The organism is Dyella sp. NPDC103356, assembly GCF_055584465.1.
In genome coordinates, this window is sequence record NZ_JBVJLZ010000010.1 from 89,163 (window position 1) to 107,093 (window position 17,931).

Below are 17,931 nucleotides of genomic sequence, written 5' to 3' on the forward strand. Positions count from 1 at the left end.
TTGGGGTGAGGGGGCACTCTAGAACTCAAAGCCTCGCGCGGGGCATGCCATGCAGGCGCAAGGTGAAAGTCACACCGCTCCCATCATCCAGGTTGCGCGCCTCGGCATTGCCACCATGCCGCTCGGCCACCAGACGCACCACATACAGCCCCAGCCCCAGATGCGGCGCATCGCCCGGGGTGGCCTTGTCGCGCAGGCTGACCAGCGAATCGAACAGGCGACCCTGCATCGACGCAGGCAGCGGCGGCCCCTGGTTGGCCAGTTCGATCTCCGCGCCATCTGCGCCGCCATCGCTCCATGGGCGCAGGCTGAGCGCCAGCCAGCCGTCCTCGGGCGTGAACGACAGGGCGTTGTCCAGCAACTTGTCCAACGCCTGCGCGATCAGCTCCGGCGCGCAGTGCAAATGTAACGGCGTCTCGGGCACCTCGCAGCGCAGGCTGCGCGCGCCCACCAGCGGCCGATAAGCATCGGCGCAACCGCGCACCACTTCGACCAGGTCGACATCCTCCGGCTCGGCTGCGGCGATGGAGCGCTCCATCCGACTGGCTTCGCTCATGGCGCGCACCAGCGCGCCCAGCCGCGCGACGCCGTCGCGCGCGCGCGCCATATACGGCTGCGCCTCGACCGGCATCGCATGGCGCTCCTGCAAGGCGTGTTCGAGGTTGTCGAGTGAGGATTTGACGATCGCAAGGGGCGTGTTGAGCTCGTGCGACAGCTTGGACGCCAAGGTGCGCAGATAGTCGGTATAGCCGCCGACGACCTCCAGCAGATTTTCAAAGCTGCGCGCCAGATCGCCGATTTCATCTTCCGCATCGGTCATCGGGAAGCGACCTTCCAGACGTCCATCGTTCAATTGCGCGCGTTCGGCGGCATCGCGCAACCGGCCCAGACGCAGGCTCAGGCGTGTGGCGAATGCGAGCAGGATGCCGCCAGCCACCAGCAGGACGCCGAAACTGGTCAACAGCAAACCGAACAGCGCACGGTTGGCCAGCAAGGGCACGGCGCGGCTGGACTGTTCGAGCAACAACACGCCATCGACCTTGCCGTTGCGCTGAATCGGCACCGCGGCGGCCAGCACCACACTGCCGCGCGCTTCGCCCTGGCGCCAGACGCTGGCAGGCGATCCATGGGCAGCCTCCTGCACTTCGGCCAGCTCAAGACGTGGCGCATCTTCGGACCACAGCGCGGCATCATCGAGACGGTTGGCCAGCAGCGAACGATAAATCAGCGACGCGAACCAGCCGGGCTGCTCGCGCGCCAGTGCCGCGCTGGAAAGATGCCCGCCCTGGGCCAGCAGCCAGCCTTGCGGCGCCAGCACGCGCGCGCGCACGCCACTCGGTACCAATTGCACCAGTTCATCGGAAAGCTGGCGCGAGTAACTGAGCAATGGGCGCTCCTCAACGGCGAGCGGCTGCGTATCGCCAGCGGCAGCATCGAACACGCCCAGGCCGAGCTGCTGCAAAGGACGCGGGATGCGCGCTTCGACGCGATAACCGCTGCCGTCTTCCTGCCATTGCACGGTGAGCTGATCGGGCAGGCCGTCCACCGACGGGTCCAGCGGCAACGCGGTGACGGGACCAGGTGCCGCGCTGGCAATGAGATAGCGCCGCTGTTTGCCGTTGTTGCCCAGGGTCAGCACCACATGGTCGGCGGCCAGAGCATTGGCGTCGCCGCTATCGGCGCGCGTGCGGCGGGTACTGCGCACATCCAGGTAGAAATACAGCCAGCGATCGTCCTCGGCCAGTAACAGCTTGGCACGCGAACCGAGCGACTGGCTCCACGGCGTCATCGGCGCCCAATCGTCGCCGTAACCGTCGACGGTGATCGGCGTCGGCGCGTTCTGCACATACCAGACCTTCTGCCCGGTGGTCGGCAACTCACCGCCGAGCACCACGCTGCGCGCGACCGCGCCGGCCGACGCGGTCAAGGCCTGCGCCTGCCCGCTGCGCAGCAGTTCTTCCATCTGCCGCACGTACAGCCAGCCGGCCACCGGCAAGGCCAGAGTGCACAGGGCGACCAACAGGAGTTTGCGACGCAGGCTCATGCGCTAAGGCTACGCTGACTCAAGACTTTCCCTTGGGCTTTCCCTTCGATGAGCCCTCGGCAGGCGCCGATTGCTTGTCTTCGTAGGTCATATAGCTGCTCTGCGCGACCACCTGGCGAAACAGATCGATCGCCTGCTGACGGTTCGCCGTGTTGGCTGCGAGTGTCATCGACCAGCTCAGGCGAATGCCGGTCGATTCACCCGGATCGCAGAACACCACCACGTCGTCGACGTGGTCGCTGCCCTGATAAAGACTGCCGTTGCAGGTCATCGGCTTGCTCGTCTGCACCGCAAACGGCTGGAACGTGCCGGCCGGATCGCGCTGCAGGTAGTGCTTGCGGTCATCCTGCCATTCGGCTTCCAACGTCGGCAGTTTGCGCGGCCAGACATTGAGCACGATCACCTGGTCTGGCTCGCCGGTCCACTCGCCGCGATAGATCACCAGGTTCACGCCGATGGCGCGCGCGTACTGGCAACAGTCGGTGGTCCACTCCTTCGGCACGCTGGTGGAAATCGCCCAGCCCGGTGTCTTGCCGTCGGCTTTGCCATAAGCGATGACACCGTCGGCCAGCGCTTGCGATGCCACCAAGATCCACAGCAGGCCGGCCAGAAACAGCCTTGGCCTCATGGCCGCCACCGGTAGCCCACGCCGTGCACGGTTTCGATCGCATCGAACTCCGGCGCGATCGCATTGAATTTCTTGCGGATGCGCTTGATGTGCGAGGTGATGGTGGCGTCGTCGACCACCAGCTCGGCTTCGCGCATGAGCTGGTCGCGATTTTTCACGTGGCCGGGGAAGCGCACCAGCGTGTGCACCATCCAGAATTCGGTCACCGTAAGCGGGATCTCGACATCGCCCCAGGTGATGCGCATGCGCTCGGATTCGAGCTTGAGCGGACCGTGCTCGATCACCGTCTCGCTGGAGGCCGGCGCCTTCAACGACTCGATGCGACGGAACAACGCCGCAATGCGCGCGGCAAGCTGGTGCAGGCTGGTGTCTTTGCTCAGGTAGTCGTCCGCGCCCAGGCGCAGGCCGGAGATCACGTCGAAATCGGAATCGCGTGCGGTCAGAAAGATGATCGGCAAGGTGGCCGACTTGGCGCGCAGCTCGCGGCAAAGATCGAAACCGCCCTCGGGCTCGTCGCCCAGGCCGATATCAATGATCACCAGCTCGGGCAGGCGCATGGCGAAGGCGGTCGAAGCCTCCTGGCGCGAACCGTAACCACGCGTGTCGTAGCCGAAGCGATGCAACGCCTCGACGTAGTTGGCGCGGATAAGGGGTTCGTCTTCGACGATGGCAATGCTGCGGCCCATGTGGCGGCGTTTCCTCTGGATGACGGGCGCCAGGGTGCTATGGCACGGCCTCTTACGCAAGTTGTAGGAAAACCCTGTCAGCGTTTTGTCAGATGCTGTCGCTCGAACGCCCGACTTGCGTCCTTTCATCCGCCGCGCCGGGCGCTTTCATAGGCAGCAAGCCCCCAACGACGACTCTCCCATGAGCAAGCCCGACATCGTCCCAGTCGATCCCAACGCCGAATTGCACAGCTTCGAGCCGTTGCGCATCGCCCTGGCCACCGGCGCCTTGCTGTTCGGCCTGCTGGTGCTGGCCCTGCACTGACATAAGGAGAACGTCATGAGCCATGAATTTCACTTCTTGCCAGGGACGGTGCCAGGGACGACCGTGGAAGCCCAGGCGGCTGGCGCACCAGGATGTGCGCCAGCCGGTGGCGAAGAGCCCGACCCGGATTGGCAGCCCCTGCTCAATCGTTAAATAGCCGTTATAACCCCCGCAATCCCTCGACCCGTTCGACTTTCCTCAGCCCCCGCTTGAGTTCCAGCCCCGCCATGCGGGGCTTTTTTTTGCGATCGCAAGAAGGCGGGGAACCTCGGCGCAAAGACCGTGTCCAAGCTTGCGGAATGACGCTGCACCGTGCGTGCCGTGGAAAGCTGCAGCGGCTGGTTCAGGCTCCAAGCGCCAGTCGCGCGCACAACGTAGCGTCATACCGGACCTTCTTCATGGTCTCCTCAATGCGTCATCAATGACGACGCTTTTCCCGACGCCTTCCCCGGCGTCGGGATTTTTATGTGCGGTCGAGGCCGCTACTTTCAGTGCAGCGCGGCTTTGCCTACCGCCACCTGTGCGGCAATCGCGCCGGAAATCGCATCGCCGGCCTTAGCGTTCTGCAATAGCGCGCCATAGACCGCATTGAGATCGCTTTGCAGCTGCTTTTTCGCTGCAGCGCTCATGCCATTGCGGATACCGCCGCCGATACCGCCACCAACCACTTCCCATATCTGCGGGTTGTGCAATGCAGCCAGTGCAATGATGCCGTATTTCTCGATCATCCCTTCCAGGGTCAGCGCTGCTTTTCGTTGCGTAGCCATGTCGTACACCTCCATTCCGCGCACCATGCGCAGATAGCAGGCGAACGCTACGCCTGTAACGTGTGTGATACAGCTAGCCATGCGCTCTAGAACGTTTGCCGCGGAAAGGCCTTGCGTTATCGAGGAATAGCCTGATTTTGCAGAAGCGACTTCAGGGAGCCTCGAATAACCCCTCCTACTCGTCATTCCGGCGCAGGCCGGAACCCAGTGGCTTTGCGATCGATTATCGCGAGAGTCTGCAAAAGTCGGCTCTATCGCGAAAACTGAAAACCGATGTCACTGGGTTCCGGCCTGCGCCGGAATGACGATGGGAAGACTGAGGTTATTCGAGGCTCCCTTCAGTCGCGACAGGCCGTGACGTAACCGTGGGTCGCGACTGAAGTCGCTCCTACAACGATTGCATTTGCCGCGACAACGGCAAGCGTGACGGAACTTCTGATTGCCCAAAAAAAGAATCCCGGCCACGCCGGGATTCTTTCGTCACACTTTTCGATGCGCGATCAGGGCGCCGTATAGGTAGCCATCACCGATACATTGCTGAACGCATTCTTGGCCAGAACACGGATGTAGTAGGTCGTTACCTGCGGATTGCTCACCACCACCGCCTCGCTGTTACCCGGCTTGTCCGACGTGAAGTCGGCGCCTTCGCCAAGCCTGCCTGGCGCCGTGCCCGCCTTCACGTACAGCGTCGCATCGCCGGTACCGCCGAAGCTGCGGATATTGAGGCTGCGTGCACTGGCCGGCACGTCGATGGAGTACAGCAAGGTTGCACCGGTGCCACCGGTCTGGCTGCCCAACACGCTGCCGCGCGTCAACGCAATCACCGGTTCGTCACCGCCACCGTTGTCGTTGCCCAACGCACTGTTGACGGCGGCATACGCGTTGACGATACCCGCGCCCACCGGCTGGTCAGGCGCCGCCGGGAAGGGGCGCGCGGTGGTGGTCAACAAGCTCCTGATCGTATCGGGCGTCGGCGTGGCCAGCCCGGCTTCCCTGGTCGCGCTCAGGATCAGGGCCACCGTGCCGGCAACATGCGGCGTAGCCTGCGAGGTACCGGCCATACCGCCATAAGTTGCATTGCCCGGTGTCGTCGTACCGGCATTGATCGCCGACCATACGAAACCATCATTGGTCGGTGTGCCGCTGCTGCCGTCATTGGGATAGACACCGCCGCCGGGCGCGGAAATCGTTACGCCCGATCCGTAGTTCGAGTAGTACGCGCGCTTGCCGGTAATGCCGTTGGATGCCACCGCAATGACGCCCGGGCAACTTGCCGGCGAAAACTGCGATACATCAGCGTTGCTGTTACCGGCAGCGACCACCACGGTCGTACCACGGCTGATCGCACCGGCGATCGCCTGTCCGGTGACGCTGCTGGCGGTGCACGACCCGCCGCCGCCCAGGCTCATATTGATGACTTGTGCCGGGTTCTGGTTATCCGGCACGCCATCGACATGACCGCCCGAGGCCCACACGATCGCATCGGCGATATCGGAGGTATAGCCGCCGCAATGACCAAGCACACGCACCGGCAACACCTTGGCATGGTGTGCGACACCGGCCATACCGACAGCGTTGTCGGTCAGCTCAGCTACCGTGCCCGACACATGCGTACCGTGCCAGGAGCTGTCGTCGCCGGGATCGCCGACATTGCGGCATTCCGCATAGGCGTCTCCGGTCGTCCAGTCACCCAGATCCCAACCACCGGCCACACGATCGTCGGTGTCACGTCCGGAAACGAAAGCATCGCTGATGAAATCGTAACCGGCATCGGCGAGGGACAAGTCGATGTCCGGATGCTGCGTGATGCCGGTATCGAGGACCGCAACGGTCACGCCATTGCCATCGGCCAGATCCCAGGCGTTATTGATGTTGGCGCCACCGGTCGCATTGCTGAAATGCCATTGGTACTGCGCGTAGAGCGGGTCGTCCGGCGTGAATGTCTGTGGCGTCACAGCGGCCTTCGATGCGAGTGCGGCCGGCGCGGCGATATCGCGCACAGCATGCATCATCACGTCCGGCTCGACGTGGGCAACCGCCGGGTCGGCAGCAATCTGCTGCATCAAGGCATTGGCTTCGCTCGCGCTGAGCTTGCGCGACGAACGCACCAGTTCGGAACCGGTGGCCAGTTTGCGCTGATGCGACAGCGTCAATGACGCCAGCGCGTGGCCGCTTGCACTGTGCGTGGCCCGGTCAAGACCGGCGCGACCCACGGCGGCATTGACGTTCTGCAAGGCAGCATCCGAGTTGCTGCGCTCACGTGTGCCATCGCGATACGTGACGATGAAACGGTTGTAGTTCAGCGTTGACTGCGAGGCAATCGCCGTCATCTTTGCTACGGCAATCTGTGGCGCATCAGCAGCCTGAATAGAGGGAATGGCCAAAGCCAGCGACGCGGCCAGAACGCTAAAACGGATGGAGTGAAACGACTTCATTCGGTGCTCCCCAAAAGAGGTAATCGATAAACGGGCCGATGAGCCCATGAGTAGCCGGGCGATGCGTTCGACCCGGCACAAGGGCCGCGTCCGTACACCGGACGCGGCCATGTAAAGCCAGTCGACAGGCGCGAGGTAGCCGCGCCTTCGCATTACCAGCCGAAGCTGACGCCGACCGTGCCGCTGGATTCGCCGCCCCCCGAGACGGTTCCACCCACCAACACCGCGCCATTGCCCGGAATGCGACGGGCGTAACCCACCGCCAACGCCCCTTGACCGCGGTAGCCGCCTACGGCCGCGCTGACACGGTTGTCGTTGCCTGGAGCCGCAGCAATGGCACCGGCCATGCCGGCGAGCGCCGAACCCATCGCACCGACGCGATTCAGGCGCGTGTCCAAGCCGTTGAAACGCGTATTGACGTCGGACTTGAAGGCATCGAAGTCACCGCTCGACACCAGGCCCGCGGTTTTTTGATCCGTATACGACTTGGCCTGGTCCAGCGTCTGCGATGCCGTGGCATCGGTGTAGTTCTTGGCGGTCACAAGAGCCTCCTGCACCTGACCGACGTTCGCCGCATCCGTGTTGGCAACACCGGCAGCGACATTGCTGACTACCGCCGGGCTCGCCGGGGCGGCAGCTGGCGACGCTGCGGGTGCCGCTTCCGGCGTCGGCACCTGGACCGGTGCAGCCGCCGCTATCGCTTCGGTCCGGGCGGGACGCGACGGCGCGCTGTCGTTGACAGTGCCACCCTCCAGCGCACCCACGCGATGGTCGAGCTCACCCAACTTTCCATCGACCGCACTGAAGGCATCGCCGACGCTGTAATACGTGGAGCCCTGGATGTTGTACATCGGCCCCATCAGCCCCGATGCCGTCATCGCTGCACCACCGCCCAACATCTGCGCCACTTGATCGCCCATGTCGTACAGCTGGCCGCCATTGACGGCGTCCATGCTGCCCGTCCTGATCGCACCTGCCGCGACGTTGCTCAGCGTCGTGCCATTGGCACCATCGAACGTCAGCTTGCCGTGACTGGCATCGTCGTACTTGGCGGCATCGGCGATGTCCCCGCCAACACCGCTGATCGCATCATTCAACTGTCCAACGTTGACGGCATCGGTATCCTCCGTACCCGCGGCCACATTGATGATCTGCCGGTTGATGGCTTTCAACGGCGTGCCATTCAGTGCAGTCCAATCCTTGGCGGCGCCCACCGATACGCTGTTTTCGCGATCGGTGAACGAGCCATAGCCCAGGGCCACGCTATTGTCCGCGTGCGCCATGGAATAGCCGCCCACGGCGGTTGAGTAGTAATCGAGTGCCTTGGCCTGGGCGCCCAACGCAGTAGAGAAGCCACTCAGCGCCCAGCTGTTGAAGCCGATCGATGTGGTATTGGCCGTCGCGGCCCAGCTGTTTGCACCGAAGGCACTGCTGAATTCACCGTTCGCGGCTGCCGACGTACCGGAACTGGTACTAAAGCCCTGAGTCGCCTTTGCGTCATAGCCGAACGCAGATGCAGCTACGCCTGATGCAACGGACTTGGAACCCACGGCCATGGATCGCGTACCGGTGGCAGAACTTCCCTCGCCGATCGCCACGCCCAGGTAGCCACTGGCGACGGCGTGATCTCCGAACGCCAAGGAGGACAAACCACTCGCTATCGCAAAGTTGCCGACGCTAGTCGCGCCGTTGCCCGTACTCTGCGCATTGGCGCCCACTGCCACACTACCGTCGCTCATGGCCACGCTGCCGTAACCTAGCGACGTGCTTTGCTCACCCAGCGCTACCGCTCCGCTGCCAAACGCGGACGAGCCCGCGCCGGCCGCATAGCTGCCTGAACCAGCCGCCGTGGCGTACTGGCCATCGGCGAGTGCGTCGTCGCTTCCATCCGGATTGCCATTGGCCTTGAAGTAATGGCTCGCGCTGCCGGTGGCATCCTTGAGCTGCGCCACGTTCACCGCGTCGGTGTCCTGCGTGCCGGCGGCGACGTTGGTGATCTGGCGTTCCGCGCCGGCGCTGCCTACCGAAACCGTGTTGTCGCGGTCGGCGATCGAGAATGCGCCCAGCGCTACCGCGTTGTTTCCATAAGCCCCCGATTGCGCACCAAGCGCCACGCTGCCCTTGTCGCCCGCATAAGCGTAGGTGCCGACGGCAATACCGTCGTCGGCATCGGTCAGGGCGACCGTACCGAGCGCGATCGAGTTGCGTCCATAAGCCTGGGCGCCATCGTCGTAAGCGCATATTTCGCCATCGGGGCACTTGAGGAAACTTCCCAGTGCAATCGAGCCATCACCGTAAGCGCGCGCCATGGCGCCAATAGCCGTCGACAATTCACCCGTCGCGCCTGCATAGCCACCAACCGCCAGCGCGCCTCGATTGACGGCATAGCTCTGCGCGCCGATGGCAGTCGATACGTCACCTAACGCCTGGGTCTGGGTACCGATCGCCGTAGCGTATTGGCCAGTTGCCTGCGCATCGCTTCCGTAGGCACTCGCCAGGAAATTCGTGGCAGTGCTCCTCTGGCCCGATGCGACGGCGCCCTCGCCCTCGATCCGCGCATCATCCGTGCCGTCATTGAGACCATCGGCCTTGAAATAGCGGTTCAAGCTCCCCGTGGCCGCATTGAGCTGATCGAGGTTGACCGCGTCGGTGCCCATGGTCCCTGCGGCTACATTGGTGATCTGACGATCGATGGCCTTGAACACCGTGCCATCCAGACCCTGCCAATCGTGTGCCGCACCCACCGACACCGAATTGGGGTGATCGGCCAGCGAGCCCTGGCCCAGCGCGACGCTGTTATCGCCCTGCGCCCAGGCATTGGCGCCGACGGCGGTGGCGTTGTCGCTTACGCCCCAGGCGTTGAAACCCAGCGCGGTGCTCTGCTTGCCCTGGGCCCAGCTTTCCGCGCCAAACGCACTGCCCGATTCGCCAGCCGCCGTGTTGTAACCCGTGGCGGTGGCATAGGTGCCGACGGACGAAGCATTGACGCCTACGGCCGTGCTGAACACGCCGTTGACATTGGCACCCGTGCCGACCGCAGTGACGCTGTTGCCTTCCGCACGAGCGGCATAGCCCAGCGCGGTGGCGGCGTAACCATCGGCAATACTGAAGACCCCGAAAGCGGCGTTGTACAAACCGGTAGCCCTGGAAAGCGCACCCACCGTCGTATTCATCGTGCCGGTGGTCACGGCACCGTTGCCGAGGGCCACCGCCATAAAACCCTCGCTCGATGCATTGACGCCGATGGCGACATTGGTGCCGCCTGAGTACGCATGCGAGCCGATAGCGATGGATGGCCCGCTCACCGTCTGCGCCGAGTCACCGATGGCGACACTGGAATCGCCGGCACTTTGCGTACCGACACCATAGGCAACGCTGTTGTTGCCGCTGGCTGTACTACCGTAGCCGGCTGCGGCGCTGAACTGGCCAAGCGCAACCGCACCATTGCCCAGCGCGCTGGCGCCCTGGGCCAACGCCGCACTACCGCCGCCGATGGCGGTCGCATAATCGCCCAGAGCGGCGCTTTGATGGCCATAGGCGGAAGCCTGCGCACCGTCGGCCGTACTGAGCGCACCACCTGCCGTACTGCCCTCGCCATTGGCCAGCGATCCACGACCCAGCGACGTCGCGTCAGCGGCAAGTGCCGTCGCACCGGCGCCGATAGCCATGGCACCGGCACCGCTTGCGCCGGCGAGGTTTCCGACGGCCAAGGCGTTGGTGCCCTGGGCAAACGTCGCTTCGCCGACGCCAGGCATGCCATCGCCGTTCGTGTCGGTCCACTGGCTACCACCGATCGCCACGCTTCCGTCGCCTTCGGCGGCGGCGTTGTAGCCGACAGCAACACTATGCTGCCCGTTGGCGAAGCTGTTTGAGCCTACACCTACCGCACCGGTGCCGACCGACGTCGCATAACCGCCCAGTGCGACGCCGAAGTCGCCGTTGACGGCCAGCGAGTTTGCGCCGAGCGCCACGCTCGCCTCGCCGTTGGTGCCGGCACCGAAGCCGCCGACGAAACTGCCATTGCCCAGCGCGATCGTGCCGCCGCCAATCGCGGTCGAGCCGGTACCCGAGGCCTGGCTCAGCGCGCCGATGGCGGTCGCCGCCTGCTCGGCATCTGCCGAAGCATGTGCGCCGACTGCCGTGTTGCCGAAACCCAGGCTCTCCGAGCCCTGGCCGAGCGCCACCGAAGAATCACCGAACGCGACAGCGCCCTGACCGAAAGCGGCCGCGCCGATACCCGCGGCGATGCTCTGCGCACCCACGGCCACGGCAGCGTTGTTGACAGCCTGAGCGCTGCTGCCTATCGCGATAGCGCCATTGCCATCGATAACCGCGTCATCGCTACCGTCGCCAGCGCCATTGGCCTTGAAATAGTGCTTGGCATCGGAAACATCCGTCGCCACCGCGTCGAGCTGTGCCTTGTTTACGGCGTCGTTGGCCTGCGTGCCGGCCGCGACGTTCGTGATCTGGCGCGCGCTGTTGGCATTACCGACCGATACCGAATTGGCACGATCGGCGATCGAACCGGCCCCCAGCGCCACCGCATTTTGCGCCTGTACCTGACTGCGCGAACCGATGGCCGTGCCATTGGCGGCATTGTCGTTGACCCGCGCGTCGTAACCGAGCGCTGTTGCCGCATTGGCACGCGCCTGCGCGTTGGAACCCGCTGCCGTCGCCGTCGCCTGCAACGCCTGCGCATTGGCACCCAGGGCCGTCGCATTGGTCTGCGCCGCATTGGCGTTGTTGCCAAAGGCAGACGCGCTGACCTTGGTTGCACGCGCATTGGCACCGAACGCGCTGCTGCCATCGGCAATCGCCTGTGCGCTATTGCCGATAGCGGTCGCGCTGCGTGCGGCCACGGTGGCGCCACCATCGGCGTAGCTGCCGTTATCATCCGGCACGCCCTGCAACGAAGCCTCAGTGGATTTTTTCTCCTTGGTCGCATCCGCCGTAGTCGCCTGCGCACCGCTGGCAGCGATAGCCGCCGACAACGCGATCGCACCCACCGCTGCACGCATCCGGCGCGACGAACCTCCCTTGCCGCTGGCGCGTGCGAACTCCGACGCGACGACCAACGTCCCCAGAGACCTGTTCCAAACCTTGCTATAAATCTTGTTCACTGTGGGTAACTCCCCATAAAGAGCTTGACGGATAGATCGAGTACGCCGTGCGGCAGGCCATGCCCCGTTTGCGGCGTATCTCCGTCACTCATTGCCGCCCCCCGACGTCGAATGCGTGAACCGTGCGGCCCCTTGCGGGACCTTTCGGTCCGGCGAAATTGCATGAATGGCGTGAGGCAGTCACGCACGCTTTCCAACGAAAAGCCGCCAATCTCACGCAAGCTCACCGAATCTCACGCAAGCCAACGCTTGCTCTCGTTGCAGAGGGGTGAGACAAATACTTTTGTTGTGTGCCCTACCTGGAACAGATCGTGATACGTCGCCTTGGGACGTCCATTTATCGTTGGCTCGACGGCGCGCCGATCGCCGACCCGCTGGATCGGCGAAACGCGCCTGTGATGCAACTGCTGCTGTTGTTCATCGGCATTCTTTTGCCGTTGAATTGGGCTTATCACCTGCTGGTAGTACGCATCAGCCATTGGCAAGGCAGAGATGCGCTGTTCGCTGCGGATATGGCCACGTCGGCCGTCGCACTGGGCGGTGTCTGGCTGATCCGACGGGGGCGCTTTGGCCTGGCCATTCGTTTGCTGCTTGCTGCGCTTCTGCTGACAGCCGCCATGACCGCGACGGTGATCGGTTTTGCCATGCTGATGTACGACCAGAGCAACGTCGTGCTCAGCCTGATCATCGGTGGCCTGATCATGGGACGTCGCACGCTATGGGCGATTTTCGCCACCCAGCTGGCGATCTTCGCAGTCGGCATGACGGTCGATGCCATCCACCTGGCAACGATGGGCAAACCGGCGCTCGGCGCCTTCGGGAACGGGCCTTCGATCGTGCTGACCTATCTGGTGATCACCGTGGTGATCGATCGCTGTGTCAGTGCATTGCGCGAAAGCCTGCAAGAGTCCAACGCCCGCGGCGAGCAACTGCAAAGGGAGATGGCCGAACGCGAGCGCACTCAGGCGAAGCTGCTGCACGCGCAAAAAATGGAAGCAGTCGGACGTGTCGCCAGCGGCGTAGCCCACGATTTCCAAAACATTATCGGCGTGATTCTCGGCTTTTCCACCCGCCGCGAACGCCTTGCAGATACGGGAGCACCGGCCCTCCTGGACGCACTGGAAGGGGTTGAGTTGGCGGCTCGACGCGCATCAGCCATCAGCCGCAAGCTGCTTTCCTTCAGCCGCAACGACGTTCCTAAGCCGGAAACCTTCGACGCCGCGCTGACCTTGCACGAGCTCAGCCCGATGCTACGCCAGCTATTCGGGCACAGCGTTCGCCTGCGCATCGAGGACGCGGCTGCACGCATGCTCCGCGTGCGTATGGACCGCGGCCAGTTCGAACTGATGGTGCTCAATATCGCCGCCAATGCGCGCGACGCCATGCGCGATGGTGGCGTGTTCACGATCACGATGGATAGCGATGCCAACGAGCGTTTCGCGGTGATCCAGCTGATCGACAACGGCGGCGGCATGGACGAAGACGTGCGCGCGCGCATATTCGAACCCTTCTACACCACCAAGGCGCCCGGCGAAGGCACTGGCCTCGGACTGAGCGTGGTGCGCGATCTGGTCGAGGAGGCCAATGGAGAGATCGAAGCTAATAGCACGCCCGGACAGGGCACTACCTTCGTGCTCCGTTTGCCGTTGGTTGGATAAGCCACACAGTCAGGACGCCAGTTCGACGTCCAATGCACCCTTGGCAAACACGTAGCCCGAACCTCGCGCAGTAAGCAATGGCAACGTTTCGCCCGACTGTTCGCCGGCTTTGCGGCGCAGGCGGTAAACCAGCATCTCCAATCGATGCGGGTCGAACTCGTAGACGTCTTGCGACAGCGCGGCGATCAGTGCGCTGCGCGAAACGGGCGTGCCCTGCCCGGCAATCAGCTTCTGCATGATGCAGCGCTCGGGTACGGACAGCGCGATCACCGCACCGCGTGGCGAAAGCAGACACCAGCCGTCGGTTTCCAGGTGCCACCCACGTGATGGCGCCGGCACGAGCTCAGGTGACTTTGACGCGCCTGGCCATGTGGCTGCGCTCTGCATACGGCGCACCAGGCTGTAGAGACTGGCGGCCAGCACTTCCATGTCGATCGGCTTGGACAGAAACATATCGGCGCCATCGGTCATCGCCTGGATGCGATCGGCGCGTGCCTGGCTCGCACTCAGCATGACGATGCCAATGGTGGACATACTCCGCAGATGGCGCGCCACAGTCAGGCCGTCCTCGTCGGGCACGCCTATGTCGAGCACAGCGATATCGAAACGCTGCGCCAGCATGTTGCGGTAGAGCTCGGCGGCCGTGGCGCTACCGGTAACCCGAAAGCCATGATCTGCCAGACCCGGCAGCAAAATCCGCTCGCGCAGCAGCGGATCGTCTTCGAGCACGATGACGCGCAAGGCCTGGGAAGGCAACGCGCTCGACTGTCCCTGATAACTCATGCTTCTTCACCACAGCGGCCTGCAACGACCGACTCGTTGAATATAGCAAGGCAGCGGGCCTGATTCGCAAGCTTTCACGAATGAATCGCAAAACCATGAAGCAGGACAAGAAATTTTTTCTGCAGGCCTGATTAATCAGACAGATACATCGCCGGCCGCCAGCCAACGTGAGACCTCTTCCTGCAGCGACGTCAGTGCGACCGCCGCTTCGCTCAAGGGTGCAGCGGATCGGGCGATCATTTCGACGGACTCGGCGTAGCCGGCCATCGCCTTGGCATCGACCATCAAAGCCGCCCCCTTGAGCCGGTGTGCGAAATGCACGACATGCTCGCGATCACCCTCGGCGAACGCCGAATCGAGTGCCGCCTCGTCTTCTTCGATCGATTGACGGTAGAGCGCATGCAAGTCGACCTGCTGCAGCGAATCGACCGCCGGCGAGCCCGCAACCACCTGTGGCGCCCCGCCGGAAACGGTTGGCGCGCTGGCCAGCCACAGCCTCAGCATGCTGCGCAGTTCGTCCAGACGAAGCGGTTTTTTCAGCACGCCGTCCATGCCGCTGGCCATGCATTTTTCCAGATGACCCGAATCCGTCGCCGCCGACACGGCGATCACCGGCACACGAGGCAAGCCCAGTTGCGCTTCGCGCTGGCGAATCCGTCGGGTTGCTTCATAACCGTCCATCTCCGGCATGTGGCAATCCATCAGCACCAGCTCGATGGACGGGTTCTCGATCGCAACCAGAGCTGCACGCCCATCGGCGACCAGTTCGGCCCGGACGCCCAGACTACGCATCTGCTCGGCGAGAATGAAGCGATTCTGCGGATGGTCTTCAACCACCAGAACGACGCCCTCGCCCACGGAAAACTCATGCGAAACGTCGGCAGCGTCTTGAGGATGCTCGGGCCCGGCTGGACGAGCAACCAGGCTCACCGGCAGAGTGAAACTCACGCTCGTCCCGATGCCCTCCTCGCTCTGCAGGGCCAACGAGCCCCCCATCAGCTCCACCAGCTCGCGGCAGATGGTCAGCCCCAGGCCGGTCCCGCCATATTTACGCGTCGTCGTGGTATCGGCCTGCGCATAGGCGTCGAACAGGCCCTTTTGCTGCGCCGGTGCGATACCGATGCCTGTATCGGTCACACGCCCGCTCAAGACACCTCGCCCCGGTTCGCCGCGGTCGATCCGAACGACGACATCGATGCTGCCGTGATGAGTGAATTTCACAGCATTGCTGAGCAGGTTCATCAGCACCTGGCGCACCCGGGTGGGATCGACCATCACATAGCCGGCTTCGGGATGATCGATCGTCACGCGAATCGGCAACGATTTATCGTTCGCCTTGATCTGCGCGACGTCCACGGCCTTGTGAACCAGCTGGCCGATGTCGGTAGGCAACAGTTCCAGCTTGAGGCGATGAGCGTCGAGCTTGGACAGGTCGAGCACATCGTCGAGCAGGTCGAGCAGCGACTCGGCGGCCGTGGAGGCGGTATGGGCGAGTTTGCGGTCGTGCTCGTCGCGCAAGGAGTTCTGCAGCATCTCGATCGAGGCCAGAATCGCATTCATTGGCGTGCGGATTTCATGGCTCATGACCGCCAGGAAGCGCGACTTGGCCAGCTCGCTGGCCTGCGCCTGTCGTCGTGCCACATGGGCTCGCCAGGCAAACCAGGCCAACAGCAGGATCCCGATCGCCAACAGGATCAATTCCGTCTTGCGATAGCTGATCAGCGAACCCAGACTCGGCGCGCCGTAATCAGCCGCCTCAGCCCAGCGCTGATAGATAAGATCGGTGTCGTGCGCGGATAGCGCCCCCAGCGATTTGGACACGATCGAAAACAGCAGCGGCTCGTCCTTGCGCACGCCCATCGCCGTGATCAACGGCATATCGTTCAACACGCCCGACACACCCAGACGGCCGACATAGCGCCGACGCAGCAGAGGCAGATAAACCGCTTCGCTGCCGACCGACGCATAGGCATCGCCGCGCAGGACCATCTCCAGCCCATCGCCGGCCTGCGAGGTGTATATCGGCCGGAAACCGGGAAAGCGGGACGCGAACTCCCGCTCGCTGGAACCGCCACCACGGATGGCAACGACTTTGCCGTCGAGCTCATCGGGATTGAGTATCACCGGCTGATTCGAGCGCGTGACGATAATCATCGGCGACGAGAAATACGGCTGGGTGAAAAGCAGCTGGTCGCGCACCTGCGCATCCACGCGCAAGGGGATGGCATTGGGGAACAGATCGACCTTGCCGGCCAGGAAAGCCTGCTGCGCCTGGTTCCAGTTATCGGTCGGCACGAGTTCGAAGCGCAGCCCGGACTGACGCGCCACCGCTGCCAGGTAGTCGGCGACCAGGCCTTTGTACTTTCCGTTTTCGATGTATTCGAGCGGGGCCAGCCGGTTATCGGTGGCGATGCGAACCACCGGATGGCCCTTGATCCATTGCTGCTCCTCGGCCGTGAACGCCGGCTTGGCATACAGGCACAGGGGAAACAGCGCCGCACTCGCCAACCAGAACAGCGCCGCGATGCGCCGCGGGCTCATTTTCCTTCCAACAGATGCTGGATTTTGAAAAGCTCGCTATCGGTGCGAATACCTAGCTTGCGAAAGGCCGCGCTCTTTTGTGCACTGATCGTGGTGATGCTGCGCGAGAACTTTGCAGCGATCTGACTCACTGACATGCCATCGAGATAGCAGCGCAACACCTCGCGCTCACGCGGCGATAGCTTGACGTCCTGGGTCAACGCACGCTCGTCGGTCAGAACCGAGGGGCTATCATCCTTGCCGCCTGCGATTTCGAGCGCCATTTCCGGACTGAGATAAGTTTTTCCCAGCGCTACGGCACGAATGGCCGACACTAGCTCCTTATGCCCTTGCGCCTTGCCGACAAAGCCTTTTGCGCCGGCCTTCATGGCCAGCGCTACGGTCGCGGCATTGTAGTGCGCCGAAACCACCAGGATCTTTTCGTTGGGAAAGCGAACCCTGAGCGCACGAATGAGATTCAGGCCGTCGACCTCCGCCGGGCCGAGCGAATAGTCGACAACCAAGACATCGGCACGCTCTTTTTGCAGTGCTGCAAACAGATCGTGGCTGGTCGTAAAGCTTCCGGCGACTTCGAAATACGTTTCCTGCGAAAGCAGAAGCTCCAGCCCTTTGCGGACGACTTCGTGGTCATCCAGCAACATCAACCGTAGGGGCGCAATGAGCGAACTGGACATGGAACCTTCCCTCTATGACCTGCGCAATGGGTTACGCACGTACCTCGCGTACCGAGCCTCTAACCACATACCCTCAGCCGACTCCTGCGCCAGTCCCCTCTCGTCCTGGGCAGGCCATCCGTCCGGCCATCCCCTCGGTCGACAGGTGCGCTCCATCGATGGCCGGGAAGCTTACCTCTTGCCGCATTAACAGGCGATACACCGCCTTTGTGCCGCCAGCCTCTTTACAACGTCCATCCTAACGGCTTGATGCTCCGCCGACATAATTTTCGTACACCTTCTAAATACTTC

General features: G+C 63.2%; 12 protein-coding genes. 3 read left to right on the top strand and 9 right to left on the bottom strand.

Annotated features, from left to right (window positions below; translation table 11 throughout):
• Positions 1-25 precede the first annotated feature (25 nt).
• Genes ACZ6WW_RS19940 through pdsR form a run of 3 tightly spaced genes read right to left on the bottom strand, consistent with a single transcriptional unit; the run spans position 26 to position 3,358 of the window.
• Positions 26-2,044 carry an ATP-binding protein gene (locus ACZ6WW_RS19940; RefSeq protein WP_465275749.1) on the bottom strand — a complete coding sequence of 673 codons (2,019 nt, stop codon included), beginning with the start codon at positions 2,042-2,044 and terminating at the stop codon, positions 26-28.
• A 19-nt stretch (positions 2,045-2,063) separates the two neighbouring features.
• Positions 2,064-2,672: a hypothetical protein gene (locus ACZ6WW_RS19945; RefSeq protein ID WP_465275750.1), complete on the bottom strand. Its 609-nt coding sequence runs from the start codon at positions 2,670-2,672 to the stop codon at positions 2,064-2,066.
• Positions 2,669-3,358, bottom strand: a complete 690-nt coding sequence (gene pdsR / locus ACZ6WW_RS19950; RefSeq protein WP_281851880.1) for a proteobacterial dedicated sortase system response regulator — start codon at positions 3,356-3,358, stop codon at positions 2,669-2,671. The genes ACZ6WW_RS19945 and pdsR overlap by 4 nt, the downstream gene beginning before the upstream one ends.
• Positions 3,359-3,539: 181 nt before the next feature.
• Here pdsR and ACZ6WW_RS19955 point away from each other — a divergent pair, with 181 nt between their 5' ends.
• Together ACZ6WW_RS19955 and ACZ6WW_RS19960 are read left to right on the top strand one after the other, a co-directional pair.
• Positions 3,540-3,662 (top strand): hypothetical protein, encoded by a 123-nt coding sequence (locus ACZ6WW_RS19955; RefSeq protein ID WP_281851879.1) that lies wholly within the window; start codon positions 3,540-3,542, stop codon positions 3,660-3,662.
• A gap of 15 nt (positions 3,663-3,677) precedes the next feature.
• Positions 3,678-3,815, top strand: coding sequence for a hypothetical protein (locus ACZ6WW_RS19960; RefSeq protein ID WP_465275751.1), 138 nt, complete (start codon positions 3,678-3,680; stop codon positions 3,813-3,815).
• 335 nt (positions 3,816-4,150) lie between these two features.
• On the opposite strand, the gene ACZ6WW_RS19965 is transcribed toward ACZ6WW_RS19960, so the two are convergent.
• The 3 genes from ACZ6WW_RS19965 to ACZ6WW_RS19975 all read right to left on the bottom strand — a co-directional run bounded on the left by ACZ6WW_RS19965 (position 4,151) and on the right by ACZ6WW_RS19975 (position 11,984).
• On the bottom strand, positions 4,151-4,429 hold the full coding sequence (locus tag ACZ6WW_RS19965; protein ID WP_281851876.1) for a hypothetical protein: 279 nt from the start codon (positions 4,427-4,429) through the stop codon (positions 4,151-4,153).
• Positions 4,430-4,929: 500 nt separating this feature from the next.
• Positions 4,930-6,864 (bottom strand): S8 family peptidase, encoded by a 1,935-nt coding sequence (locus tag ACZ6WW_RS19970; RefSeq protein ID WP_465275752.1) that lies wholly within the window; start codon positions 6,862-6,864, stop codon positions 4,930-4,932.
• A gap of 152 nt (positions 6,865-7,016) precedes the next feature.
• The gene (locus ACZ6WW_RS19975) at positions 7,017-11,984 is read right to left on the bottom strand and encodes an ESPR-type extended signal peptide-containing protein (RefSeq protein WP_465275753.1); all 4,968 of its coding nucleotides are present in this window, start codon (positions 11,982-11,984) and stop codon (positions 7,017-7,019) included.
• Between the two features lie 311 nt (positions 11,985-12,295).
• On the opposite strand from ACZ6WW_RS19975, the gene ACZ6WW_RS19980 reads away from it, so the two are divergent.
• Complete coding sequence (locus ACZ6WW_RS19980; RefSeq protein WP_465275754.1) at positions 12,296-13,642, top strand: sensor histidine kinase; 1,347 nt, start codon at positions 12,296-12,298, stop codon at positions 13,640-13,642.
• A 9-nt stretch (positions 13,643-13,651) separates the two neighbouring features.
• Here ACZ6WW_RS19980 and ACZ6WW_RS19985 read toward each other — a convergent pair whose 3' ends face one another.
• The 3 genes from ACZ6WW_RS19985 to ACZ6WW_RS19995 all read right to left on the bottom strand — a co-directional run bounded on the left by ACZ6WW_RS19985 (position 13,652) and on the right by ACZ6WW_RS19995 (position 17,640).
• Complete coding sequence (locus ACZ6WW_RS19985) at positions 13,652-14,425, bottom strand: response regulator transcription factor (protein WP_465275755.1); 774 nt, start codon at positions 14,423-14,425, stop codon at positions 13,652-13,654.
• Between the two features lie 135 nt (positions 14,426-14,560).
• On the bottom strand, positions 14,561-16,966 hold the full coding sequence (locus tag ACZ6WW_RS19990) for an ATP-binding protein (protein WP_465275756.1): 2,406 nt from the start codon (positions 16,964-16,966) through the stop codon (positions 14,561-14,563).
• Positions 16,963-17,640: a response regulator gene (locus ACZ6WW_RS19995; RefSeq protein ID WP_465275757.1), complete on the bottom strand. Its 678-nt coding sequence runs from the start codon at positions 17,638-17,640 to the stop codon at positions 16,963-16,965. The genes ACZ6WW_RS19990 and ACZ6WW_RS19995 overlap by 4 nt, the downstream gene beginning before the upstream one ends.
• Positions 17,641-17,931 lie beyond the last annotated feature (291 nt).